General features: G+C 67.2%; 26 protein-coding genes. 16 read left to right on the forward strand and 10 right to left on the reverse strand.

Translation table 11 applies throughout. From position 1 onward, the window contains the following. Positions 1–346: 346 nt before the first annotated feature. The 3 genes from IP69_RS10440 to IP69_RS10450 form a co-directional block, all read right to left on the reverse strand. Positions 347–979 (reverse strand): NAD-dependent epimerase/dehydratase family protein, encoded by a 633-nt coding sequence (locus IP69_RS10440; protein ID WP_054142758.1) that lies wholly within the window; start codon positions 977–979, stop codon positions 347–349. A gap of 299 nt (positions 980–1,278) precedes the next feature. Then, on the reverse strand, positions 1,279–2,013 hold the full coding sequence (locus IP69_RS10445) for a peptidase (protein ID WP_054142759.1): 735 nt from the start codon (positions 2,011–2,013) through the stop codon (positions 1,279–1,281). 30 nt (positions 2,014–2,043) lie between these two features. Continuing rightward, positions 2,044–2,925, reverse strand: coding sequence for an AraC family transcriptional regulator (locus IP69_RS10450; protein WP_197279794.1), 882 nt, complete (start codon positions 2,923–2,925; stop codon positions 2,044–2,046). Positions 2,926–3,180: 255 nt separating this feature from the next. Here IP69_RS10450 and IP69_RS10455 point away from each other — a divergent pair, with 255 nt between their 5' ends. Genes IP69_RS10455 through IP69_RS10490 form a run of 8 tightly spaced genes read left to right on the forward strand, consistent with a single transcriptional unit; the run spans position 3,181 to position 9,588 of the window. Continuing rightward, positions 3,181–4,545, forward strand: a complete 1,365-nt coding sequence (locus tag IP69_RS10455; protein WP_054142761.1) for a hypothetical protein — start codon at positions 3,181–3,183, stop codon at positions 4,543–4,545. Continuing rightward, positions 4,542–5,177: a hypothetical protein gene (locus IP69_RS10460; protein WP_156323386.1), complete on the forward strand. Its 636-nt coding sequence runs from the start codon at positions 4,542–4,544 to the stop codon at positions 5,175–5,177. Before IP69_RS10455 ends, IP69_RS10460 begins: the two co-directional genes overlap by 4 nt. Before the next feature lie 57 nt (positions 5,178–5,234). Beyond that, a complete protein-coding gene (locus IP69_RS10465; RefSeq protein WP_197279796.1) occupies positions 5,235–6,404 on the forward strand; it encodes a patatin-like phospholipase family protein in 1,170 nt (389 codons plus the stop codon). Positions 6,405–6,411: 7 nt separating this feature from the next. Beyond that, entirely contained in the window at positions 6,412–6,789 is a 378-nt protein-coding gene (locus IP69_RS22355) for a hypothetical protein (protein ID WP_248306793.1), read from the forward strand. Next, on the forward strand, positions 6,786–7,841 hold the full coding sequence (locus IP69_RS10475; protein ID WP_054142763.1) for a Rieske 2Fe-2S domain-containing protein: 1,056 nt from the start codon (positions 6,786–6,788) through the stop codon (positions 7,839–7,841). Before IP69_RS22355 ends, IP69_RS10475 begins: the two co-directional genes overlap by 4 nt. After that, on the forward strand, positions 7,838–8,647 hold the full coding sequence (locus tag IP69_RS10480; RefSeq protein WP_054142764.1) for a hypothetical protein: 810 nt from the start codon (positions 7,838–7,840) through the stop codon (positions 8,645–8,647). The genes IP69_RS10475 and IP69_RS10480 overlap by 4 nt, the downstream gene beginning before the upstream one ends. Next, complete coding sequence (locus tag IP69_RS10485) at positions 8,647–8,850, forward strand: hypothetical protein (RefSeq protein WP_054142765.1); 204 nt, start codon at positions 8,647–8,649, stop codon at positions 8,848–8,850. The genes IP69_RS10480 and IP69_RS10485 overlap by 1 nt, the downstream gene beginning before the upstream one ends. A gap of 27 nt (positions 8,851–8,877) precedes the next feature. Continuing rightward, positions 8,878–9,588 carry an SDR family NAD(P)-dependent oxidoreductase gene (locus IP69_RS10490; RefSeq protein WP_054142766.1) on the forward strand — a complete coding sequence of 237 codons (711 nt, stop codon included), beginning with the start codon at positions 8,878–8,880 and terminating at the stop codon, positions 9,586–9,588. A gap of 13 nt (positions 9,589–9,601) precedes the next feature. Here IP69_RS10490 and IP69_RS10495 read toward each other — a convergent pair whose 3' ends face one another. From IP69_RS10495 to IP69_RS10505, 3 genes are all read right to left on the reverse strand, one after another. Continuing rightward, a complete protein-coding gene (locus IP69_RS10495; protein ID WP_054142799.1) occupies positions 9,602–10,159 on the reverse strand; it encodes a chlorite dismutase family protein in 558 nt (185 codons plus the stop codon). 52 nt (positions 10,160–10,211) lie between these two features. Continuing rightward, on the reverse strand, positions 10,212–10,856 hold the full coding sequence (locus tag IP69_RS10500; RefSeq protein WP_054142767.1) for a pyridoxamine 5'-phosphate oxidase family protein: 645 nt from the start codon (positions 10,854–10,856) through the stop codon (positions 10,212–10,214). Positions 10,857–10,944: 88 nt separating this feature from the next. Further along, positions 10,945–11,496 carry a carboxymuconolactone decarboxylase family protein gene (locus tag IP69_RS10505; protein ID WP_054142768.1) on the reverse strand — a complete coding sequence of 184 codons (552 nt, stop codon included), beginning with the start codon at positions 11,494–11,496 and terminating at the stop codon, positions 10,945–10,947. Positions 11,497–11,617: 121 nt separating this feature from the next. Here IP69_RS10505 and IP69_RS10510 point away from each other — a divergent pair, with 121 nt between their 5' ends. The 8 genes from IP69_RS10510 to IP69_RS10545 all read left to right on the forward strand — a co-directional run bounded on the left by IP69_RS10510 (position 11,618) and on the right by IP69_RS10545 (position 19,669). After that, positions 11,618–12,535 (forward strand): LysR family transcriptional regulator, encoded by a 918-nt coding sequence (locus tag IP69_RS10510; protein ID WP_054142769.1) that lies wholly within the window; start codon positions 11,618–11,620, stop codon positions 12,533–12,535. A 388-nt stretch (positions 12,536–12,923) separates the two neighbouring features. Beyond that, entirely contained in the window at positions 12,924–13,631 is a 708-nt protein-coding gene (locus IP69_RS10515; protein WP_054142800.1) for a GntR family transcriptional regulator, read from the forward strand. After that, positions 13,628–14,737, forward strand: coding sequence for an isocitrate/isopropylmalate family dehydrogenase (locus tag IP69_RS10520; protein ID WP_054142770.1), 1,110 nt, complete (start codon positions 13,628–13,630; stop codon positions 14,735–14,737). Before IP69_RS10515 ends, IP69_RS10520 begins: the two co-directional genes overlap by 4 nt. A 16-nt stretch (positions 14,738–14,753) precedes the next feature. Beyond that, positions 14,754–15,773 carry a Gfo/Idh/MocA family oxidoreductase gene (locus tag IP69_RS10525; protein ID WP_054142771.1) on the forward strand — a complete coding sequence of 340 codons (1,020 nt, stop codon included), beginning with the start codon at positions 14,754–14,756 and terminating at the stop codon, positions 15,771–15,773. Between the two features lie 66 nt (positions 15,774–15,839). Next, positions 15,840–16,856 (forward strand): TRAP transporter substrate-binding protein, encoded by a 1,017-nt coding sequence (locus tag IP69_RS10530; RefSeq protein ID WP_054142772.1) that lies wholly within the window; start codon positions 15,840–15,842, stop codon positions 16,854–16,856. Continuing rightward, positions 16,856–17,410, forward strand: a complete 555-nt coding sequence (locus IP69_RS10535) for a TRAP transporter small permease (RefSeq protein WP_054142773.1) — start codon at positions 16,856–16,858, stop codon at positions 17,408–17,410. The genes IP69_RS10530 and IP69_RS10535 overlap by 1 nt, the downstream gene beginning before the upstream one ends. Before the next feature lie 4 nt (positions 17,411–17,414). After that, positions 17,415–18,701, forward strand: a complete 1,287-nt coding sequence (locus tag IP69_RS10540; protein ID WP_054142774.1) for a TRAP transporter large permease — start codon at positions 17,415–17,417, stop codon at positions 18,699–18,701. After that, positions 18,698–19,669, forward strand: coding sequence for an SMP-30/gluconolactonase/LRE family protein (locus tag IP69_RS10545; RefSeq protein WP_054142775.1), 972 nt, complete (start codon positions 18,698–18,700; stop codon positions 19,667–19,669). The genes IP69_RS10540 and IP69_RS10545 overlap by 4 nt, the downstream gene beginning before the upstream one ends. 300 nt (positions 19,670–19,969) lie before the next feature. Here the strand turns inward: IP69_RS10545 and IP69_RS10550 are convergent, their stop codons facing one another. The 4 genes from IP69_RS10550 to IP69_RS10565 form a co-directional block, all read right to left on the reverse strand. After that, positions 19,970–20,338 (reverse strand): hypothetical protein, encoded by a 369-nt coding sequence (locus IP69_RS10550; protein WP_054142776.1) that lies wholly within the window; start codon positions 20,336–20,338, stop codon positions 19,970–19,972. Between the two features lie 3 nt (positions 20,339–20,341). Further along, positions 20,342–21,676 carry a sulfite oxidase gene (locus IP69_RS10555; protein WP_054142777.1) on the reverse strand — a complete coding sequence of 445 codons (1,335 nt, stop codon included), beginning with the start codon at positions 21,674–21,676 and terminating at the stop codon, positions 20,342–20,344. A gap of 87 nt (positions 21,677–21,763) precedes the next feature. Further along, positions 21,764–22,552, reverse strand: coding sequence for an anti-sigma factor (locus IP69_RS10560; protein WP_156323387.1), 789 nt, complete (start codon positions 22,550–22,552; stop codon positions 21,764–21,766). A 25-nt stretch (positions 22,553–22,577) separates the two neighbouring features. Continuing rightward, entirely contained in the window at positions 22,578–23,171 is a 594-nt protein-coding gene (locus tag IP69_RS10565) for an RNA polymerase sigma factor (RefSeq protein ID WP_349236292.1), read from the reverse strand. Between the last annotated feature and the right edge of the window lie 11 nt (positions 23,172–23,182).

A 23,182-nucleotide genomic window follows, 5' to 3' on the forward strand; every position in this document is an offset into this window, starting at 1 on the left:
ACAATGTGGGTTCGAGCATGGCTTCTCGCTGCAGGGCTGGGCCTTGGGTATCTGTCGGCAGGTGACGCCGTCGCCGCGCCCGTGGCGTCGGTGCCTGGCGTGAGCGTGGATAGCGGCGTCGAGCAGGCGCAATGGCATCGGGGTCGCCGCTGCTGGTGGGAGACGCGGCGCTTTCGTGATCATCGCGGCCGCTGGCACACGCGCCGCGTCCAGGTCTGTCGTCGCTGATGGTGAAACCGCCGCGCGGCGATGCGATGATCGCCTCATGGTGCTTGTCGAATTATACGCGGCTGACCTTCATGGCGACTTCTGGGTTCGAGCCCGACTCTACGGGCCCGGCCCGCCGTCAGGCCAACTCCTCTGACGATACGACAAGGCGGCCCGGCAGTCCCTTCGCCACGCCATCGACCAGCGCCGCGGCGACGCGGGTGGCCTGGCTGATCCGCCATTTCGGGGGCAGGAGAGGTCCCATCACCTTGGCCACGAACAGGCCGATACCCTCGGCGGTCCTCGCCTCGGCGCGTTCGCCTCCCAGGAGGCCGGGGCGGACGATGACCAGGGACACAAACCCGATCGCCTCGATGTCGTGCTCGATCTCGCCCTTTGTCCGAAGATAGAAGCTGCGCGAGCCGGTATTCGCGCCCAATGCCGAGTTCAGCCCAAACCGAGTCGCCCCTCGATCGCGTACCGCGCGGGCGATGGCCAGCGTATAGCCATGGTCGATAGCGCGAAAAGCCTCGCGCGAACCCGCCTGGGCCAGCGTCGTGCCCAGCGTCGAGATCGCCGCATCGACCTCCCACCAGGGCGCATCGAGCGGCAGGGCGTCATAGTCGACGATCGGGTTCGACAGCTTGGGATGGGGCGCGAGCGGGCGGCGGGTCGGGGCCACCACCTGCACGAAGCGGTCGTCGGCCAGTAGGCGCTCGAGGACATGGCGGCCGACGAGACCGGTGGAGCCGGCAATGAGGATACGGGACATCGCTGCACCTTTCGAGTCCATGGTTGGCGAAGGACGGCTATCGCATCGCCGCCAACTCGCGGCTGCAGGCTTCGCCGACCGAGACGAGGAAGTCCATGCGCCCGGACTTCGCCCTTTGCACGGCGGCGACCACGTTCAGGCACCGTCAGCATGGCGCGGCCAACCTGATCTGGAGCCCGATGCCGGAACGCGATCTCGCGTGGAACTGCTTGACGGCCTGCGCGAGGACAAGGACGGCGCGATCGGGACACAGACGCGCCTTCAATCCTCGGTTACCTGCCGCTTCTGATCTCCGATCGTCAGAAGCGCGGTTCGGGCAGGCTTTCGACCAGCCGGCTCAGGCCATCGCTGTAGCGTTCGCGCAGATCCGCCCAGTAGGGATGCTGGGCGGTGAATTTGGCGAGCTGCCCGGCGATCAGGCTGCCGGCCTCGTAGCGCAGCAGGTCGATCGGCGGGGCGACCGAGAGGTTGCTGCGGATGGTGGCGTCGAAGGAGAGAAGGGCGAGCTTCGCCGCCTCGTCGAGCCCGCTGCGCGTGGTCAGGGCGCGGTCGAGGATCGGTTTGCCATATTTGGTCTCGCCGAGCTGCAGGAACGGGTTGCGGCTCGAGGCTTCCACGAAATTGCCAGCTGAATAGACCTGGAACAGGCGGTGGCCATCGCCGGCGATCTGGCCCCCGACAAGGAAGCTCGCGCTGGGATCGCCATAGGGCTCGACGAAGCTCCGGTTGAGCCGCATCACCTCGCGCAGCACGGCGCCGACGGTCTGCGCGACGTCGAACAGGCTGCGAGCGGCAAGAATGTCGCCGCCGGCGCCCTCCGTTCCGCCCTTGCCCGCGTTCTGCCGGATCATGCTGATCACCGCCTGGGTCGTGGCGAGATTGCCGGCCGACAGGATGGCGACGACGCGCTCGCCAGGCTTCTCGAACAGCGCCAGCTTCTTCACGGTCGAAATTTGGTCGACCCCCGCGCTGGTGCGGGAATCGGAGGCCAGCACGAGGCCCGTCGGCAGCCAGATGCCGAGGCAGTAGGTCATGGTCGCGTTCCCCCCCGCGATGAGCGGCGACTATGGCACGGTTCGGCCGCCGGCGTGACGCCGGATCTGGCCGCGCATGCTGCGAATGCTGGCGAAGCCGCAGCGCCGGGCGATTTCCTCGATCGGGAGGTCCTTCGTCTCCATTAGGCGCAGGCAGCGCTGGGTGCGCCGCTGCTGGATGAAGCGGTAGGGCGAGACGCCGACCTGCGCTTGGAACTGCCGCGCGAAGTGGAACAGGCTGAGCCCGGCGATCGCGGACAGCTCCGTCAGCGACAGGTCCTTGTCGAGATTGTTCTCGATAAAGGACAGCACCCGCCGCACCTCGATCCGCCGATAGGTCGAGCGTTCGCGGTGCCGGGCGGCGCAGCGCAGCAAGCTGCCCGCGAGATGGGTCACCGCGCTGTCGAGGAAAAGCCGCGACGCGTCGTCGGTGCGAGCCAACTCGATCCAGAGCGACCGGCAAGCCGCTTCGAGGACGTTGTTCTTGAAGTAATGGCCGATGAGGGGGCGCAGTGCCGCCTCCTCATGGGCGAAGAGCTCGTCGTCGAGATCGGTCAGTAGACCGCCACTCCAGGTCAGGACCAGAAGCCGCGTCGGCCCGGCGATCTCGTAGCGCACCTCGGTACCGGGCGGCACCAGCAGGAAGTCGCCGCGGCTGCGCGGTCGCTGCTTCCAGCCGTCGCCATAGTCGAAGCGGGTGGGACAGGCCGCCTTCAGCGGCAGGCCGAGGACCCAGTCCGTGCTGGCGATGTCGGTGAAGTCATGCGGCTGCTGATCGACGACGAAGCCGTGGAACTGGCTCCAGAGATGCGTGCGGTGCTCCTGGGGAAACTGCGAATAGCCCGAGGACCGGTAGAAATCCGCGAAGGAGCGTCTCGGCCGGCTCGGGCTGGCGATGGCGTGCGTGGTCATCGGTCCTCCTTTCGCCTTGAGCATGGCGCAGCCGCTGCACCGCAAAAAGAGGCCTTCGCGGCCCGCGACGGCCTCTTGCCGGGTCCGCGCAAGCGTTCACCGCAAGATCGCGCCCTGGCGTCATCGCAAGATGATTTGTCCTCGACTAGCCTTTCGCAAGTGCAAACCCTGTAGCCCAACAGCGAAAGGTGCGGATGTGAAGTCTGATCCCGCAACCGTGTTCGGTATCGCGCGCCAGATCCGTGGAGCGGCGGCATGATCGACGCGTTCGGCTCGCAGCACGCCGTCGATCATCCGGTCGCCGGCCACGCCTTCGCCGCTGCGGTTGCTGCCCTGGCCGGCCACCGGCCCGATGTGGGCGCCCATCTCGAAGCCGCGCTGGAGGCTGAGCCCGCCTTGACGGCGGCGCATGCGCTCGCCGGCATGGCCGGCATCGTCCTGGCCGGCCAGGACAACCTCGCCGATGCCGCCATCCGCCTGCAGCGGTCGCGCGCCACTCTTGGGCGCAATGGCGGCGGGACGGCATTCGAGCGGGCTCTGGTCGGCGCCCTGGACCATGCCGTCGCCGGTCGGCTGCGTGCGGCGGCCGATGTCCTCGACGATTTCCTCTACCGCGATCCCAACGCCTTCCTGGCCGCCAAGCTCTCGCATGCGCTGCGCTTCATGACCGGCGATGTCGACGGCATGGTCAGCCTGACGGCCCGCCTCAGCCTCGAATGCGAGCGATCGAACGCCGGCTATGGCTATCTGCTCGGCTGCCACGCCTTCGGGTTGGAGGAGATCGGCCGGCTGCATGAGGCGGAGCGCGTCGGCCGGGCCGCTCTGGCCGTCGCGGCTGACGATGCCTGGGGACTCCATGCCGTTGCCCATGTCTTCGAGAGCCGAGGCCAGACCGCCGAGGGCACTGCCTGGCTTGAGGAGCACCGTACGGTCTGGACCCGCTGCAACAATTTCTCGCGGCATTTCGCCTGGCATCTCGCCCTGTTCGCGCTGGAGCGCGGCGACCACGACGCCGTCCTGGCGATCTATGACCGCGACGTCGGCAGCGACCTGTCTGGCGATTTCCGCGACTTTGCCAATGCGGCCTCGGTGTTGTGGCGCCTGCGCCAGCTCGGGATCGATCCGGGTGCGGCGCGCTGGGAGGCGCTGGCGGAGATCGCCCGCCAGCATGCGCGCGACACCACGCTCGTCTTTGCGCAGATGCACTTCCTGATGGCGCTGATCGGCTCTGGCGCGCGCGACGAGGCAGCAGCCTTCGCCGAGTTCATCCACGACAGCGGCCGCGCGGGCACCGACCAGGCCAATGTCGCCCGCAATGTCGGCGCCGAACTCGCCTTCGCGCTGGTCCAGGGCGAGCGCGGCGGGGCCTCCGACGTGCCGGTCGGCTTTCTGGCGCGCCGGCTGCACCGGCTCGGCGGAAGCAACGCCCAGCGCGATGTCTTCCTGCAGACGCTCGCCGGGATGGCGCATGCGGCGGGCGACGCCGCGGGCCTGCGCCAGGTGCTGGCGGTCCGGCGACGCCACAAGGCCGACGACCCGTCGATAACCAAGCTGCTGTGGGGAGCAAATTCTGCTTCAGCTCGTGTCGCAGCAGAGCTGAGGGGTGGAGACCGAAAATGACGATGGTAGCCGACGCGAAACCTGCGACCCTTCAGGGTCGGACAGCCCTTCACCTCTTCGCCGGCGGCCTGGCGGGCCTGCTGATCTGGGAGGTCTGGGCCCGTGTGCTGACCAAGGCCGTGCTGGGCTATCCGCTCGAGCCCGCCGGGTTGATCGACGCGATCGCCCAGCATCGTTTTGGCCTGTCGGTGCCCTATCTCATCCGCGAGGCGCTGCATTACGGCGTCGGCATTGTCGGCTACCCGGTCGCCTATTTCGTGATCTCGCGCTTCGTGCCGCGCTGGCCCGTCGTGCTCGACGCGATCGTCTTCGTGACATTCTCGATCGGCATCGCCGGTCTGATGGCGGCGGGCACCTTCGCGCCGATCCACTTCATCTTCTGGACCGCGGCCGTCTGCCTGATCGCGACCCGGCTGATCAACCGGGACGCGCTGATCGCCGATGCGATCACCTGGGGAAACTTCACCTGGTTCAACGCGCTGGGCCTGATGGCGCCGATCGGCGGCCTGTCCTTCTACCTGCTCGGGGAGGGCGGTGAGCTCTCCTACATGAGTTTCGTCGGCCATGTGATCTACGGCGCGGTCGCTGTCTGGCTCTTCGAACGCCTTGAGGCCGGCTCCGAGCGCCGATGATGCCGGCGCGGCGGTCGCGCCTGCAAACACCAACGCAGTGACGGGAGGCGCAACGCCATGAGGGCACGGCTTCGGACCAAACCGGCCGACTTCGACAAAAAGATCGGGCTCGTGCTGCAGGGCGGGGGCGCGCTCGGCAGCTACCAGGCAGGCGTCTACGAGGCGCTCGCGGAATCGGGCTACCATCCCGACTGGATCGCCGGCATCTCGATCGGCGCGATCAACGGTGCCATCATCGCCGGCAACGCGCCGGCAGAACGCATCTCGCAGCTTCGCGGTTTCTGGGAACGGATCACGGCGCCGACCACGAGCTTCCCTTTCCTGCCGTTCACGGAGGCGGCGAATAGGCGCTGGCACGCCGCGAGCGCGCTCCTGTTCGGGCGATCGGGCTTCTTCGGTCCGCGCCCGATGACGGACTGGTTCGGCTCGCCGGTGAGCTTCTACGAGGCCAGGGCCCTGCGCAGCACGCTCGAGGCCTTCATCGACTTCGATCGGCTCAATGCCGGCGATACCCGCTTCAGTGTCGCCGCCGCCAATGTCCGGACCGGCGATTTCGCCTATTTCGACAGCCGCGAGATCACGATCCGGCCCGAACACATCATGGCCAGCGCCGCGCTCCCGCCGGGCTTCCCGCCCGTCGAGATCGATGGCGAGCATTACTGGGATGGCGGGCTGGTCTCGAACACGCCGCTGCAATACGTCCTCGATTACGTACCCCGGCGCAGCCGGCTGACCTTCCAGGTCGATGTCTTCAATGCGGAAGGGCCGCTTCCCGCTGACCTGGAGAGCGCCATGGAGCGCGAGAAGGACATCCGCTATTCGAGCCGCACGCGCGCCGCGACCGACATGGCGCGTGTGATCCACGATGTCCGCCACAACATCAACGACCTGATCGAGCGATTGCCCGACGATCTGCGCGCCAGCAAGGAAGCCCAGTTCCTCTACGATTTCGGCTGCGTTACCCGCATGGACATCGTCAGGCTGAGCTATCGTCCGGCCGAGCCTCAAGGCCAGTCCAAGGATTACGAGTTCAGCGCCGCCACCATGGCACAGCGCTGGGACCAGGGCCTGCTCGACGCCCGCGCGACGCTGGCCGAGAGCCCCTGGCTCGTCCCGATGCCGAGCGAATTGGGCGCAAGGGTGTTCGACGGCGGCTGGGCGAGTAATGCACCCGCACAGACCAGCCTGATGGCGCAAAGCCGTCCGGCCGCGGCCGAGCCAGGCTGAGCCGGCGATGGCGGCTCCCGCGATCATCGTCGCTCTGGGACAGGCCTGGCTTCTGGCCGGACTCGCCGCCGGCGTTGCGTTTCTGCTGTTCGGGCTCGACCGGCGCGACGCCGCGGCCCGCGGGGCCTATGGCTTCCGGCCGCTGCTCCTGCCGGGGCTCGTCCTGCTCTGGCCGCTGGTTCTCTGGCGCTGGCTTGAGCCGCCGTCGCCGTCTCGGCAGCCGTCGCTGCGTCGCAGCCACAAGCGCGCCCATGCTCTCCTGTGGCTCGGGCTCGCCTGCATCCTGCCGGCCATCTTGGCCACGGCGCTGGCGCTGCGGCGGCACGACATACCCGTGCCGGCCTCGGTGCGGATCGACACCGGCCCGTCGGAGCGCGACGAATGAGCGTCAGCTATCGCCCTGTGGGCTGGACGCGCAGCAAGATCGTCTATGACGCCGTGCTGATCGCCGGCATCGGGCTCTATCTTGCGGCCTTCATGCGGTCCGCGCCGAGGGGCCGGCCGGCCGGCACGCTGCTCGACGACCAGTCGCTGGCGATCAAGGCCTATGGCTCATGCGCTTTCCTGCTGCTGACGCTCGTGCTGATGATCGGGCCGCTGGCCCGGCTCGACGCCCGCTTCCTGCCCCTGCTCTACAACCGCCGGCATTTCGGCGTGATCACCTGCACCGTCGCCGCAGCCCACGCCATGGCCGTTTTCGACTGGTATTTCGCCTATAGCCCGCTCTCGCCCTGGGTCGCGCTCTTCGCCACCGATACCACCTGGGGTGACCTGCGCGGCTTTCCCTTCATCCCGTTCGGGCTCGCGGCCTTCCTGATCCTGCTCGTCCTGGCTGCGACCAGCCATGACTTCTGGCTGAACTTCCTGACGCCGCCGGTCTGGAAATCGCTCCATATGAGTGTCTATGCCGCCTATGGGCTGGCGGTGCTGCATGTCGCGTTCGGTGCGTTCCAGGATGCCCGCAATGCCGGCCTGCCAGTGCTGGTCTTCGGCGGCAGCACAGTCCTCGTGACCTTGCATCTGGCCGCCGCCTGGCGCGAGCACCGGCTGGACCGGCGGGGACCGGTCGATGCGACCGGCTGGATCGCGGCCGGGCGGATCGGCGACGTTCCGGCCGGCCGGGGGCTGGTCGTGCCGCTGGCAGACGGCTCCTCGGTCGCGATCTTTCGCGAGGGGGACGCTCTTTCGGCCATCAGCAATCTCTGCGCGCACCAGAACGGCCCGCTGGGCGAGGGCCGGCTGCGCGATGGCTGCGTGATCTGCCCCTGGCACGGCTATGAATACCGCCTGCGCGACGGCTGTGCGCCGGCGCCCTTCACCGAGCGCGTCGCGACCTACAAGCTCAAGCTGGAAGCCGACATGATCCTGCTCGACCCGAAGCCCAATCCGCTGGGGACGACGGTCGAGCCCATCGCGATCGGGGAGCGTGGCCGATGACGCAGCATGACGGGATCGCCGGCCCCCGCACCGACGAGTTCTTCATTGGCTGGAGCGGAAAAGCGGGGCCGCGCCTGAGCCGCTTCCTCGCTGTCGTCGCGATGCTCTGCCTGACCGGCATGGGCTTTATCGGTTACGGCCTGAGCCGCCATGCAGATGATCCCGCCGCCGGCCTGTTGCGGCTGGGCGAACGGGATGGCGCCGGTGGGCCGGTGCGTCCCGACGATTGGGGCGGCGAGGAGATTTTGCGCGGCCATGTCTCGCGCTTCGGCCCGCCTTTGCTGCATCTGCCGCCGAGCGGCGAATTCCCGCGCGGACGGGTGATGCTCCTGGCCGGAGACGGCAAGAAAGGCCCCGATCTGCCGGCGGGCTCCGGCCCGATGGAGTTGCGTGGTAGCGTGCTGCGGCGCGGCGCCATCGAGATGCTGGTCGTCGAGGGGCAAGGTCAGCCGCTCGACGCCTCCACCGGCCTCAACCCCGCCATGCATGAGCCGCTCGGGCGCTGGCGGATCGCCGGCGAGATCTGCGACGGCAAATGCTATGCGGGCGCGATGCGGCCGGGCTCGGGGCTGGCCCACAAGGCCTGCGCCAATCTGTGTCTGATCGGCGAGATCCCGGCGGTGTTCGTCACGGTCGATCCTATTGCCGGCAGCCGGTTCCTCGTGCTGGCGGGGCCCGATGGTCGCCCGCTGCCGGCCGATGTCTATGACTGGGTTGGCATTCCCGTCGAGTTGCAGGGCGAGGTCGAGCGGATCGGGAACGTGCTTGTCCTGCGCCTCGAGCTCACGCGCATGAGGCGCCTGTAATGGCTCGGCTGGTCAGCCTCGTCGGCACGCTGCTGATCTTCGCGCTGGCCTATGGGGCTTTCGTCCAGGCGGCGCCCGTTGCAGGCCTCATCGGCCTTCCCGAGATGAAACTCGTCGCCCAGCTCGGCCTGACCCTGGTCGTGCTCGGCATCGCCGACGCCGTGGCCGGACGCCTGTTTGTCAAGATCCATCCCCCGACCTGACTGCCGACAGAAAGATTGGACGTCGCCATGACCGACACCTCCCCGATCGTCATCGTCACCGGCGCGGCCGGCAATGTTGGTCGCGCGCTGCTGACCACGCTCGCCTCACGCGGGGACCGCATCATCGCTGTGGACCGCCAGTCGTCGGCGATGGGCGACCTGCTTCAGCCGTTCGGCGGCACTGATCGCCATCTTGTTCTGGCTGATCTCGACCTGTTCGACGCAGCCGCCTGCGAGGCCGCCGTCAAGGCGGGGCTCGCCCGCTATGGCCGCATCGACGGCATCGCCCATACGGTCGGCGGCTTCGCCTCGGCCGCAGCCGCCGAGGGCGGCCCCGATCTCTGGGAGCAGATGTACAGGTTGAACGTCCTGACCACGCTCAACATCTTCCGGGCCGCGCTGCCGCCCATGCGCGCAGCCGGTCGCGGCAGCCTTGTCGCCATCGGCGCCGGTGCGGCGGTGAAGGCGCCGTCGGGGCTCGGCGCCTATGCCGGCGCCAAGAGCGCCGTCCATCGGCTCGTCGAGAGCTTCGCCGACGAGCTCAAGGCCGACCGCATCCGCGTCAACGCGATCCTGCCCAGCATCATCGACACCCCGCAGAACCGGGCGGCCATGCCCAACGCCGACCACACCGCCTGGGTGCGGCCGCGTGAGATTGCCGACGCCATCGCCTTCCTGCTTGCCGAGGACGCCAGCGGCGTCACCGGTGCGTTCATCCCGGTGTCGGGCCGCGTCTGAACCGTTGCGGCTTTCAGCCCGGCGCCGCTCTCACCAGCCGGATATCGACCTCGCGCTCGACAAAATCCCATTCCCGTGTCGCTCGCAGCCGCGCCAAAAGCTTGTCGAACGCCGGCTCATCGGCAGGCGCGAACTCGAACCAGGTCAGGAAGTCGAACGGCTCGCCGAGGTCGCGGCTGTGGTGCAGCCGTCGCGCGATCGCCGGCAGATACTCCATGCCGATCGCGGTGTGCTGCGAGGTCTCTTCAAAGATCGCGCGCCTCTCATCCTGCGCGAGCGCCCACCAGGCCGCTGACTTTCTGATCGGGATCAGGGCTGCATGCGTCGCCTGCGGCCGGTCGAGGCCCTCCTGGCGCACCCTCAGGCCGGCCATCTCGTCGCGGGTCGCATAACGCGTGTTGCTGATCGTGCCGAGCAGGCGCCAGTGGACCGCGCCATCCGCCGTGCCGGGCTCCCAGGGACGGATGGTCAGGGCTGGCGCCGGGGCAAGGCCGGCGCCGCGACAGGCGGCGATCGAGGAGATCAGCCACTGGCCGCCTGTGCCACCGCTGAAGACATAGGTCGATGCCATCATGGTCCCCATCCTGCTCGTCCGCCACGACACGGCCAAGCCAATGCGAAAGCTAAGGCAAATGACGTGCCCGCCCGCGCTCCGACGCCTGGCCGCTGACGCTCGCCAACTCGGCCTCTAGCACCAGGATGCGGCGGTCCTTCTCGGCGAGGGCCGTGGCGACGTCCTTCGCCGGGATCAGCTGGGGAATATGCTGCGGGCAGTTGGCGTCCCAGGCCTCGATCTTGAACAGCATCGCCTGCTCCGGCGTGCCGGCATAGCCGGCGGGGCGCAGCCGCTCCAGCAGCTCCGGATCGTCCTCTACGACCCTGGCCGTGCCCCATATCTTGATGCGCTGGCGGCGGGCATAGTCGATCAGGAAGAGATAGGCCTTTGGGTTCTCCGACAGGTTGCCGAGGCTGACATATTGCCGGTTGCCGCGGAAATCGGCGAAGCCGAGGGTCGTCTCGTCGATCACCCGCAGGAAGCCGGCCGCGCCGCCGCGGTGCTGGATATAGGGCTGGCCGTCGGCACTGGCCGTCGCCAGGAAGAAGCTGTCGCGGGCCGCGATGAAGGCCGCCAGCTCCGGCGTCACCGTCGTCTCCCAGCCGCCATGCTCCTCCATCCGGCGGTAGCCGTTGCGGGAGCCCTTGCGCTGCTGGATCGCCTTGACGGCCGGCGTGAAGGCAATGTCGCTCGAACTCTTCAGATCGCTCATTGGTCTGCTCCGGAAAGCCGTCTCCCGGCCGCATCGGCCAGGGAGACGCAGGTCATGACGGGAGGGGGACGCAGGGGACGCCAGGCGCTCAGGACGCCAGCGGCAACGCGACGGCGGGGAAGTCGACATCCGTGCCGGCGACCTCGTTGACGTAGTTCGTCAGCGTGTTGAGCGCGACATGGGCAACGATCTCGATGATCTGGCCGTCGTCGTAGCAAGCCGCCTTGACGGCCGCGACGGCGTCTGGACCGACATGGCCGCGCTCGCTGACGATGGCGACAGCGAAGCGAACGGCAGCATCGGCCTTGGCATCGCCGGAATGGCCATGGCGGTTGGCGAGGATCTCGGCGTCGTCGAGCTTGGCGATGTGGCGGCCGAGATAGCTGTGCGCCGCCAGGCAATAGCCGCAGCCATTGATCTGCGCGACCGCAAGCGCGATCCGCTCCCGGGTCTTGGGCTCGAGCCGGCCCTTGCCCAGCGCGCCGCTCAGGCCGAGATAGCCTTCGAGCGCGGCTGGCGAATGCGAAACGACGCGAAACAGGTTCGGAACGGAGCCGAGCTGCTTTTCGACGGCCTGCAGCAGGGGCCGCGCCGCCGCCGGTGCGGCGTCGATCGAGGACGGGGTGACGATGATGGACATGATGGGCCTCCCTCGAGGCATGCCGGGATGGTCGCCTCACGAGGGGAAAGATGACAATGGTCGCCTAAAACGATAATTGGCTGGTTTGTCACGTCATCATTGCGCAGAATGGTGCAATCTCATGGACCGGTTCGCCTCGCTCTCAGCCTTCGTCAAAGTTGCAGAGCTCAAGGGCTTCGCCCCGGCGGCCCGTCATATCGGCCTGTCGCCCTCGGCCCTGACGCGTCTCGTCGCCGCGTTGGAGGACCATCTCGGCGCGCGCCTGCTGCGGCGGACGACGCGCTCGGTCACGCTCACCGACGAGGGCGAGCGCTATCTTATGCAGGCCCGCCGCATCCTGGCCGATCTGGCCGACGCCGACGCTTCGCTGCAGGCCGTGCGTGCCGTCCCCGCCGGCCGGCTCGTCGTGGCGGCGCCGCTGGCCTTCGGCCGCTTCCATGTCGGCCCGCTGCTGTCGGCCTATCTGTCGCGCTATCCGGCCGTACAGGGAGAGCTCAGGCTGGGAGACCGCAACGTCAGTCTCATCGAGGACGGCATCGACGTCGCGGTCCGCATCGGCGATCTCGCCGATTCGACGCTGAAATCGCGCCGCGTCGGCGAGACACGCCGCGTTCTGGTGGCGGCGCCGGGCTATCTGGAGAGGCATGGCGCGCCGTCGTCCCCCGCCGACATCGCAGCGCATCGCTGCATCCATTTCTCCGGCTTCAACGCGGCCCATGAATGGGTTTTCGAATGGGAGGGACGGCGGCTGCGGGTCGCCTTCACGCCCAGCTTCGTGACAAATGGTGCGGAAAGTGCCGTCCAGCATGCCGTAGACGGCGGCGGGCTGACGCTGGTCTTCGCCTACCAGGCTGCCCCGGCGCTGGCGCAGGGGCGTCTGCGCATCCTGCTGCCGGACTATGAGAGGCCGCCCTCGCCGATCCAGCTCGTTTACCCGACCGCGCGCCTGCTCTCTGCGAAGGTGCGCACCTTCATCGACATGGCCGTCAACGACACGCACTGGTCGTTCACGGATTTGGACGCATCGACGGGCGTTTGATGAAGGCGACGGTCCATCGCCCGGTGTCGGACAGGCGCCGATATGGAATCTGCGGCCTGCGGCGACAGATGCCGGCCAGACTCGCAGTTGTCAGCAAGCCACCGACAGAGCCTCTCCACGCCACGACCGGTCCCATCAGTCTGAACTGCTGGCGGCCGTTCCCGATGTCTGCCGTGGCCCCTTCGCGATTGCTCGACTGACTGGCCCAGCAGACGGCCCTGAAGCAGACGTTCCAGATGCCGGCTATGGACCAAAAGCGTCGGCCGCTCACTGATGGCTGCACGCGCGCGCTCCTGAAAAAACCTGCCACTTCCACAAAAAAGCGACTTGTCAGCCCACCAGCATCGATGCAGTGTCGGCATTAACGCATACATTAATGGACGCGCAGATGATCGCTTTGGCCGGATACGATGAGACCGAGGATGATCCGCGCCCTCCGCGCTCGTCTGAGGCCGTCTATCTGAAGCTCAAACAGGCGATTCTCGACAACCGCTATCCGCCCGGGGCTCAGATCCTGGAGAGCCAGATCGCTTCTGAATTTGAGGCCTCCCGCACGCCTGTGCGAGAATCCTTCGTTCGCCTCCAGCAGGAGGGGCTGCTGGAGATCGTGCCGCGTCACGGGGTACGCATTTCGGCGTTGTCGCCGGGCGACATGCGCGAAATCTACGAAGTTCTCATGTCGCTCGAGCCGACCGCGGTCGAACTGCTCGTGGCGCGCCGACCCGACCGAGCCGAGTTGTCCGGTCTTGTCCGGGCCTGCGACGACATGGAGAAAGCGTTGGCGGGTCCGCAGCCCGATCTCGTCGCCTGGGCCATGGCGGATGAGCGCTTTCACATGAGCCTCGCCAGGCTTTGCGGCAACAAGCGGCTCGCCGCGATGATCCTGACGGTCTGGGACCAGGCCCATCGCGCCCGCATGTTCACGCTGTCGCTGCGGCCTTTGCCTCTGCAATCGACGGCCGAGCATCGCGCCGTCGTCGATGCGATCCTCGCCGGGGACGGGGAGCGAGCGCGCGATCTCTATTTCGCCCACCGCAAGCGCGGCGGCCATGAATTGACCACCATCATCGAGCGCCACGGAATCCAGCGTCTATGACATCGAACTCGTTCCATCTCGCGGTGATGCCCGGCGAAGGCATCGGCATCGAAGTTATGGAGGCGGCCTCCGCCGTGCTCGCAGCGGTCGAGGATCGTTTCGGTCTCTCATTCCGGCCGGAGACGATACCTGGCGGCGCGCATCATTACCGTGAGACCGGCGCGACCCTTCCTGATAACGGCATTGCTCGCGCCGGCAAGGCTGACGCGATCCTGTTCGGTGCGATGGGCTGGCCCGACATCCGCTATCCCGACGGCACCGAGATCGCGCCGCAACTCGATCTGCGCGTCGCCTTCTCGCTTTTCGCCGGCGTGCGCCCGATCCGCGCCATCCCCGGCGTCAGGCTCGCGCTCGCCGACGAGCGCGCCAAGACGATCGATCTCGTCATCGTGCGGGAATCGACCGAGGGCATGTTCGCCTCGCGCGGCAAGGGCGAGATCATCGAGGATCGCGAGGCGCGCGACACGCAGGTGATCACCCGGGCGACGACGGAAAAGCTGACCGAGTTCTGCTGCGGGCTGGCGCGTCGGCGTCGCGAGAGCCGGGGCACGCCCGGCCGCGTCACCCTGGTCGACAAGGCCAATGTCTTCCTCTCCTTCGCCTTCATGCGGAAGGTCTTCTACGAGGCCGCAGCCAGACATCCCGACATCGATGCCCGCCACCACTATGTCGATGCGATGGCGCTCGACCTCGTGCGCCGGCCCTGGGATTTCGATGTGCTGCCGATGGAAAATCTGTTCGGCGACATCCTGTCGGATCTCGGTGCCGGTTTGATCGGTGGCATGGGCTTCGCGCCCTCGGCCGATATCGGCGCGGCCAACGGAATGTTCCAGCCAAGCCATGGCACGGCGCCCGACATCGCCGGACAGGGCATCGCCAACCCAACCGCGATGATCCTGTCGGCGGCGATGATGCTCGACTGGCTTGGCGAGACGCGCGGCAGCCAGGCGGCCGTCGATGCCGGCCGCGCCATCGAGAAAAGCGTCGATCATGCCTTCGGGATGCTCGGCCTGCGCAGCCACGACATCGGCGGCTCCAACGGCACGGTCGAGATCGGCAGGACGGTCGCCGACCTCATTCGCAGCGGCGAGGCCGATCCGCAATGACCGGGCCGTCTCAGTCATGACCATCGCGGTTGCCATTGCGGGCTGCGGCTATTTCAGCCGGTTCCATCAGGATGCCTGGAGCCGCATGGCGGATGTGCGCGTGGTCGGCATCGCCGATCGCGATCCGCAGAAGCGCGCTGCCGCTGCCGCCCTGTTCCCGCAAGCGCGCGCCTTCGTTGAAGCGGAAACGATGCTCGACGAGACGACACCCGATCTGATCGACATCGTAACGCCGCCCCAGACCCATCTCGATCTCGTGCGGGCGGCTTCGAGGCGCAAGGTCGCGATGATCTGCCAGAAGCCGCTGGCGCCGGCCTTGCCGGAGGCGATCGAACTGGTCGAGACGGCCGAGCGGGCCGGCACGCTGCTGGCCGTGCACGAGAACTTCCGCTTCATGCCCTGGTTCCTGGAGACCGCTCGGCTGATGGCGGATGGGGCTGTGGGAACGCCGCTCAACATCAGCTTTCGCCTGCGGCCGGGCGACGGCCAGGGGCCGAACGCCTACCTGTCGCGCCAGCCCTACTTCCAGCAAATGCCGCGCTTCCTCGTTCATGAGACCGGCATCCATCTGATCGACGTGTTCCGCTGCCTGATGGGCGAGATCACCGGCGTGTTTGCACGGCTGCGGCGGATCAACCCGGTCATTGCCGGCGAGGATGCGGGCCTTGTGATCTTCGACTTCGCCAGCGGCGCGGCCGGGCTCTTCGACGGCAACCGTCATGTCGATCATCCCGCAAAGGACACCCGCATGACCAACGGCGTCTTGCTGGTCGAGGGTACGGAGGGCGTCATCCGACTCGACGGCTTCGGCAAGCTCTTCGTCCGCCCGCGCGGCGGCGAGGAACGCGAGCACGCCTATGACTGGGAGGATCGCGGCTATGGCGGCGACTGCGTCTACCGGCAATCGCGCCACATCGTCGATCATCTGGTGACCGGCACGCCGCTGGTCAATTCCGGCCGCGACTACCTGCGCAACCTCGACATCGAGGAGGCGGTCTACCGCTCGGCCGAGGAGGGCCGCTTCATCTCGCTTTGAATTCCACGAGAAGGCGGCGCCAAAGCCGCCCAGGCTGGCAAACAATCACATCCTTGGGAGGATAACATGACCAACAGACGCGATATCCTGAAGGGCACGGCCGCAGCGGGCGGCCTCGTCATCACGGGCTTTCCCACAATCCTGCGGGCGCAAAGCGCCAGGGTGCTGCGCTTCAGCCATACCGACACCTCGGTCGGCGCGCGCCAGCAGGCGGCGGAAATGTTCGCCGCCGCCGTCGAGAAGTACACGCAGGGCCGCTACAAGGTGCAGGTCTATCATTCAGGCCAGCTTGCCAACGACGCCAAGTCGCTCGACCAGCTCCAGATCGGCGGCCTCGACTTCGCCGTCACCGGCGTCGTCACCTTCACCCCGCATGTGAAGGACCTCTCGCTGATTGCACTGCCCTATCTCGCCGAGAACTACGAGCAGGGCTGGAAGCTCTATGATACCTCGCCCTTCATCGCGAAGCAGGCTGCGGCGCTGCCGGCCAAGGGTATGCGCATCATCGGCAACTGGGAGGCGGGCTTCCGCTGCTTCACCACCAATTTCCCGCTGAACAGCCCGGCCGACGCCAAGGGCAAGAAGCTCCGGATCGCCCCTGTCGAGATGATCCGCTGGATCATGGAATCGATCGGTTTCTCACCGGTGGTGATGCCGGTGACCGAGGTCTATCTCGGCATCCAGCAGAACACCGTCTCGGGCCAGGAAAACCCGATCGATACGATCTTTTCGCAGCGCTTCTACGAGGTGGCCAAACACATCACCCTCTCGAACCACGTTTATTCGCCGCTCTGGCTCGCCATGGGTGAGCGCACCTTCAAGGGCATGACAGCAGGTGACCAGGAGGGCGTGATGAAGGCCGCCAAGGAGGCCGGCGACTGGAACCGCCGCGAGGTGCGCGCCAATGACGACAAGCTCCTGGCCGAGATGACCGCCAAGGGTGCGACGATCGTCAAGCCCGATCTCGCCGCCTGGAGCAAGGCCGCCGAGGGGGCCAACGAGCGCGCCCGCAAGGAGTTCGGGGCGGCGGCCGTCGATCAGATGATCGGGGAGGCTGCGGCCATCCGCAAGGCCATGGGCTGATGGCGACGCCCGACATCGGGGCCGCGGTCGGGGCGTTCTATTTCTACCGTCCCGGCCGGCCTGAACCGGCGGCCCTGCGCCTGCTGGGCGACGCGATCGATATCGTCGTCACCGGGCTCGCGGTCATGCTGCTGCTGGTCATGTTCGCCAATGTCGCGGCCCGCGTGCTGCTCAACAGCGACATCGCCTGGAACACCGAGTTCGGAGAGTTCGTGCTGCTCTGGGCGACCTTTCTGGGAGGAGCCTCGGCGGCGCGGCGCGGCGCGCATATGCGCATCACCGAGTTCGTCGAGGCGATGCCACCGGCCTGGACCCGCGTCGTCGAGATCGCGACGCGGATCGGCGTCATTGTGCTGCTCGGCTTCCTGGTCTGGTACGGCTGGAACATCGCGCAGGGCACGATGGAACAGGAGATGACGGTGCTGCACTGGCCGATGGGCGTGCAGTACCTCGCCATGCCCGTCGGCTCGGGCCTGGCTCTGGTCTACGTCATCTACGAGGCGTCCCTGCTGGCGCGGGGCGAACCGATCCCTCAAGAAGCCTTCATGGACTAAAGACATGGTTCTCGCCGTCATCTGCGCGATCTTCTTCGCGCTCGCGCTGCTCGGCATGCCGCTGGTCTGGGCGCTGCTTCTCACCACGATCTCGACGATCTGGATCTTCGGCCAGGGCTATCCGCTCGAAGCGATTTTCCTGTCCTACCTCTCCAGCGTCGAGCCGCTGCATCTGGCGGCGATCCCGCTCTTCATCTTCACAGGCGAACTCATCACCCATGGCGGCGTCGGCAAGCGCCTGATCGACTTCGCCCGTTCGCTGCTCGCCTTCATGCCGGGCGGGCTCGGCGTCGTCACGGTGTCCGCCTGCACGATGTTCGGCTCGGTCTCGGGATCGGCCGTCGCCGACTCGGCCGCGATCGGCTCGATCATGGTGCCGCGCATGGCAGAGCGCGGCTATCCACGCGCCTTTGCCGGCGCGCTGATCGCGGTCGCCGGCACCATCGGCGTGCTGATGCCGCTCTCGATACCCCTGCTCGTCTACGGTTTCGTCGGCAACGTCTCGATCCGCGAATTGCTGGTTTCCGGCGTCTTTCCGGCCTTCACCCTCGCTTTCGCACTGATCCTTCTGTGCATCTGGAAGGGACGTTCGCTCGGCTGCGACCTCGGCGGCGCGATGCCGAGCCGGGCCGAGATCTGGCGCAGCTTCGTCGCGATCCTGCCGGCGTCGGGCATGCCGGTCGTGATCCTCGGCGGCATTCTCAGCGGCATCTTCACGCCCACGGAGGCAGCCTCGGTCGCGGTGTTCTACGGGCTCGTTCTGGCACTCTTCGTCTATCGCGAGGTCAAGCCGCGCCAGGTTCCGGAGATGCTGCTGCACTCTTTCCGCACCAGCGCGGTGGTCATGCTCGTCGTGGGTGCGACCGGGGCCCTGTCCTGGCTGATCACGGTCGAGCAGATTCCCGCCAACCTCGCCGCCGCGATCCTGCATATCTCGGAGAACAAATATGTCTTCCTGCTTCTGCTCAACATCGCGCTGATCCTGGTCGGGATCTTCCTCGAGCCGCTGCCCTCGTTGATGCTGACCGCCCCGCTCTTCATCCCGACCGCCAAGGCCTTCGGCATCGACCCGGTCCATCTCGGGCTGATCATGGTCTTCAATCTGGTGATCGGGCTCTACACGCCGCCTGTCGGCGGCACGCTCTTCGTCGCGGCCAAGATCGCGCGCGTCGGCATGGTCGCGATCTCGCGCGAACTGATCCCGATGTTCGCGATTGCACTGATCGTCCTGTTCACCGTCACCTATGTCGAGGCGATCCCGATGGCTCTTGTCTGGTTCATGCGCGGATGAACCCGATCCCGCTCTCCGACGTCTCGCTGCTCGGCGAGGGGCTGGTCCGCCCCGAATGCGTTCTGGCGACGAAAGCCGGCGATCTCTACACCGCCGACTGGCGCGGCGGCGTCGCGCATCTGAAGCCCGATGGCACGCAGGCCCTCTACACCGGCGCGACGGCCGATCTTCCCGAGGGCCTGCGCCCCAACGGCATCGCGCTGGAGCCGGACGGTTCGTTCCTGATAGCCAATCTCGGCACCGAGATCGGTGGCGTCTGGCGGCTGGCGCGGGACGGCCAGGTCGCGCCCATTCTCACCGAGATCGACGGCCAGCCCATTCCGCCGTCCAACTATGCGGTGCGAGACCGTGAAGGACGGCTCTGGCTCACCATCTCGACGCGAGTGAAGCCGCGTTCGCTGGACTATCGACGGGATTCATCGACCGGCTTCGTCGCGGTGCTCGACGAGCGCGGCGCGCGGATCGTCGCCGACGGGCTGGGCTTCACCAATGAATGCCAGATCTCCCCGGACGGATGCTGGCTTTATGTCAACGAGACCTATGGAAGGCGGCTCAGCCGCTACCCGATCGGGCCTGGCGCTTGCTTGGGGCCAAAGCAGGTCATGCATGAATTCGGCACGGGCCAGTTTCCCGATGGTCTCGCATTCGACAGCGAGGGCAAGATCTGGGTCGCCGGGGTCATCTCGAACCAACTCCTGCGGCTCGATCCGGAACGCGGCACCGTCGAGACTGTGCTTAGCGAAACCGATGCCCGGCATGTCGCGTGGGTCGAGCAGGCTTTCCTCGCCAACCAGCTGGGCCGCCCTCATATGGACACCAATCCGGCGATGAAGCTGCGCAACCTGTCGAGCATCGCATTCGGTGGTCCGGACCTTCGAACCGGCTATCTGGGCTGCCTGTTGGGCGACCATATCGCCCGGGCTCGGCTCCCGGTGTCTGGGTCTGCCCCTATCCATTGGCACTATTGAAAATTGGCTGCTCTTGGTCATCCAACCCGTCGTTCGGTCCAATTGCGCCAGCTTGTCACTATCGACCATCGCACGTTCGGATGCCGCTTGATCCGGGGCCAAGGCCTTGCGAAATGCGTCGTTGCAGTCATTGGCACGCAGCCAATCACCGGCCATCAACGGCGCAGGAGAGGGGCCGATCCGACGGATGCCGCGGTCGGTATCAGCTGGACGCGCGCCCATGTTGCCGGCCGCGCCGCGTAGCGGACGGACGCCTTTAGAGCCGTCCCATCGAACCATAACAGGGTGTTTCTGACCGGCTCACGGTTTCGGCGCGAAGGGATTGACCCAGCCGCCGGCCGGGGACGGGGCCTGGGTCGGATAGGCCTGCGCGAGATAGTCGAGCAACACCTTGCGCATCTCGGCATCGGGCGCCGGCATGGCGTGTTTCTCGGTCATCCAGTTCAGCGTGTCGTCCCAGCGGCTCCTGTCCATGCCCTGCCGGCCCACCACCTTGAAGGAATGGCAGCCGACGCAATAGCCGAAGGTCTCCTCGCGGCCGGGAAAATCCGGCAGCGATTCCGGCGACTCCTCGATTGCTGTGGGTGTCTGCGCGGAGGCGGTGGCGAGGAAGGCGCCCAAAAGGGCGGCCGCTGTTGCGGCCGCCAGAGATGTGGTCCTGATCGGCATGTCTCAGCCCACCAGCAAGGCGATGCGGTGCAAGGCGTTCGCGCCATAGCCCTGCGGGTTCCAATTGGTCGCGACATGCGGCTGGGCGACACCGCGCGAGTCGGTCGCCCTGACCCAGATCTCGAAATAGCCGTCGCTCGGCAGTGCAACCGTGCCGGTCCAGCGGACCCAGTCATAGCGGTTCTTCGGCTTGGCCATATCGACCGCCTGCCAGCGCTGGCCGGCGTCGAACGAGACCTCGACCTTTTGGACCTCGTGGTCGCCGGCCCAGGCCGCGCCGCGGATCGGGATCCGGTGCGTGCCGGACGCCAGCCGCGCGCCATTGGCCGGCGCTGTGATGATCGAGCGCACCGGCATCGAGGTCATGTCGGCGAAGTTGGTCTTGCCGTCGACAGTCGAGCCCGGAACCACCGGAACCGTCGGCAGGCGATAGGAGGTCCCGCCCATCCCCTGGCCGTCATGGGGGTCCTTGCGGACGAGCACCCGGGTCAGCCATTTCGAGGAGAGCGAACCCGGCCAGCCCGGCACGACCAGCCGGAGCGGTCCCCCATGGATATGCGGCAGCGGCTCGCCGTTCATCGCCCAGACGATCATCGAATGCGGCTCGAGCGCCTTCTCGATCGGCATGCCGCGCGAGATCGCATCCTTGCCTGCATCGCCCGAGAGGTGCGGATCGGCGCCGTAATGGCCGGTGAACTTCGCGCTGTCCTTCAGGCCTGCCGCTTTCAGCACGTCGGCGAGCTTCACGCCCGTCCATTCGGCGCAGCCGGCGCCACCATTGGTCCACTGGTTGCCGCGGCCGGGCGGCTGGAAGGAGGAACGGCCATTGCCGCCGCACTCCATCACCATCCGCATCGTCTGCGCGGGGAAACGCGATTTCAGTTCGGCGACGGTCAGCGTCAGCGGCTTGTCGACCTCGCCCTCGACCTTGAGCGTCCAGGCATCGGCGTTCTTCGCCTCATCGGGCAATTGCCCATTGTTGCGGATGAAAAATTTTCCGATCGGGGTGGTGTCGTCGTCGAGCAGACGCTCGGGCGTCTCCGCCACGAGGGGCCGGTCGCCGAGCAGGACGAGGCCCTTGTCCTTGCCGGGATAGTCGAAGGGCTGCGGCCCCTTTGGGGCGGCGCCCGATGCCGGCGCGCCCTGCGCCGAGGCTGCGGAGGTCAGGCCTGAGCTTCCACCGCCGAGCGGCAGACCCAGGCCGGCGGCGGCACCCAGCGAGACGAGGCTACCGCCAAGCAAAAGGCCCCGGCGCGAGGTCTGGACGGCTTCGCGACGGTCGGTGTCGTTGTGGTCTGAATGCGTTGCGGCATCCCGCGATTGTGCTTCGTTGAGCATGGCGTTTCTCCCGAGGACATGTTCCCCATGAGAGACGACGCCCGAGACGGTTGGTTTATTCCGGGCTCATCCGAAAATTTAACAGCATCATCCCGTGCAGGCGGGAGCGACGCTGCGCGCCTCGTCCAGCGCGGCGATCTGGTCGCGCGGAACGACGGGGTCCATCCGGGTCAGCCTTGCGACGAGCGCGGCGATCCGATCCAGCCGCAGGCTGTCGATGTCGCGCCCGAGCAGCGCATACTCCGCCCCGGTCCCGCTCCAGCGACGGATCGTCAAGCCGTCGCGATCCTCGGCGACCGGCTGCGCATGCGCCGGGCCATGATGGGGGGCGATCCAGAGGCCCACCCGGCAGCCATTGGGGCCGACATAGCCGGCCAGGACGCCACCGCCTTTGCGGATTGCCGGGTCGAGCGACAGATGGACGAGCGTCAGCGACGCCAGCGTCAGGTCCGGAAGGGCGGTGGCGCTGGCGCCGGCCAACTCGACCTGCAGCCGGCCGCCCCGAGCAGGCTTTGTATCGGCAAGCCAGGCATGATGCGCGGCGACGGCCGCCGAAAGGGGCCCGCCATCCGGCGATGTCCAGGAGAACGACCAGATCGCGGCGCCAAAGCCTGCGACGATGACAAGCGATGCCGCGAGCGCAGCGAACCGTTCCGGGAAAGCCTGCTTCCGGCCCGGCAGCCGAAGCGCGGGCGCGCTCATATCGTGCGGCAGGCTCCGCGTCATCGCGCGCAAGCGCGACAAGCTGGCGACGCGGGCGGCGAGATCGGGATCGCGCGCGACGGCGGCTGCGACATCGGCAGCCGCCGCAGGCGTCAGCTCGTCGTCGACATAGGCGTTGAGCGCTTCCCAACTCACTGGCGGGCTACCCGTCATGTCTCGCCTTCACCTGCAGCCGTCTTCACCTCGCGCGACGCCGACCTGCCGCAATCGGCGTGACGCTGCGCCCCTCGATCAGAACCAGCATCGCCAGACGCGCGCGGCTCAAGCGGCTCATCACCGTGCCCACGGGCAGATCGAGGATTCCAGCCGCCTCCGCATAGCTGAAGCCGGCGATATCGACCAGCTCGATGATCTCGCGATGGATCGGGTCGATCTTCTCCAGGGCCTGCTTGACGGTGATCTCCGCAATGAGCCTGTCGTCGCAGTCCCAGGGCGTATCGATCCAAGGCCTGTCGCTCCATAGTTCGGCCGGCCCGTCGATGGCGCGGACCGAAGACCGACGGTGATCGTCGATCCAGCAATTGCGCAGGACCTTGAACAGCCAGGCGCGCGCCTGTGACGGTTCGATTGGCATTGCGCGGCTGGCAAGAGCCTTGCTCGCGCAGGACTGCAGCAGGTCGCCGGCCGCGTCGCGGCTGCCGCTCAGCCGGAACGCATAACCGAACAGGCGCTGCCAATTCTCGCGAAGTGCCAGTTCAACCGTATGTCCCAGGATCGTTTCTCGCGTCGCCGACCGAAGGTCGAAAGGGTTGCCCAGCCGATATCTTGGCAGGCCGTAGTTGT

It is taken from the genome of Allobosea sp. AAP35 (genome assembly GCF_001295925.1).
Lineage (GTDB): Bacteria > Pseudomonadota > Alphaproteobacteria > Rhizobiales > Beijerinckiaceae > Allobosea.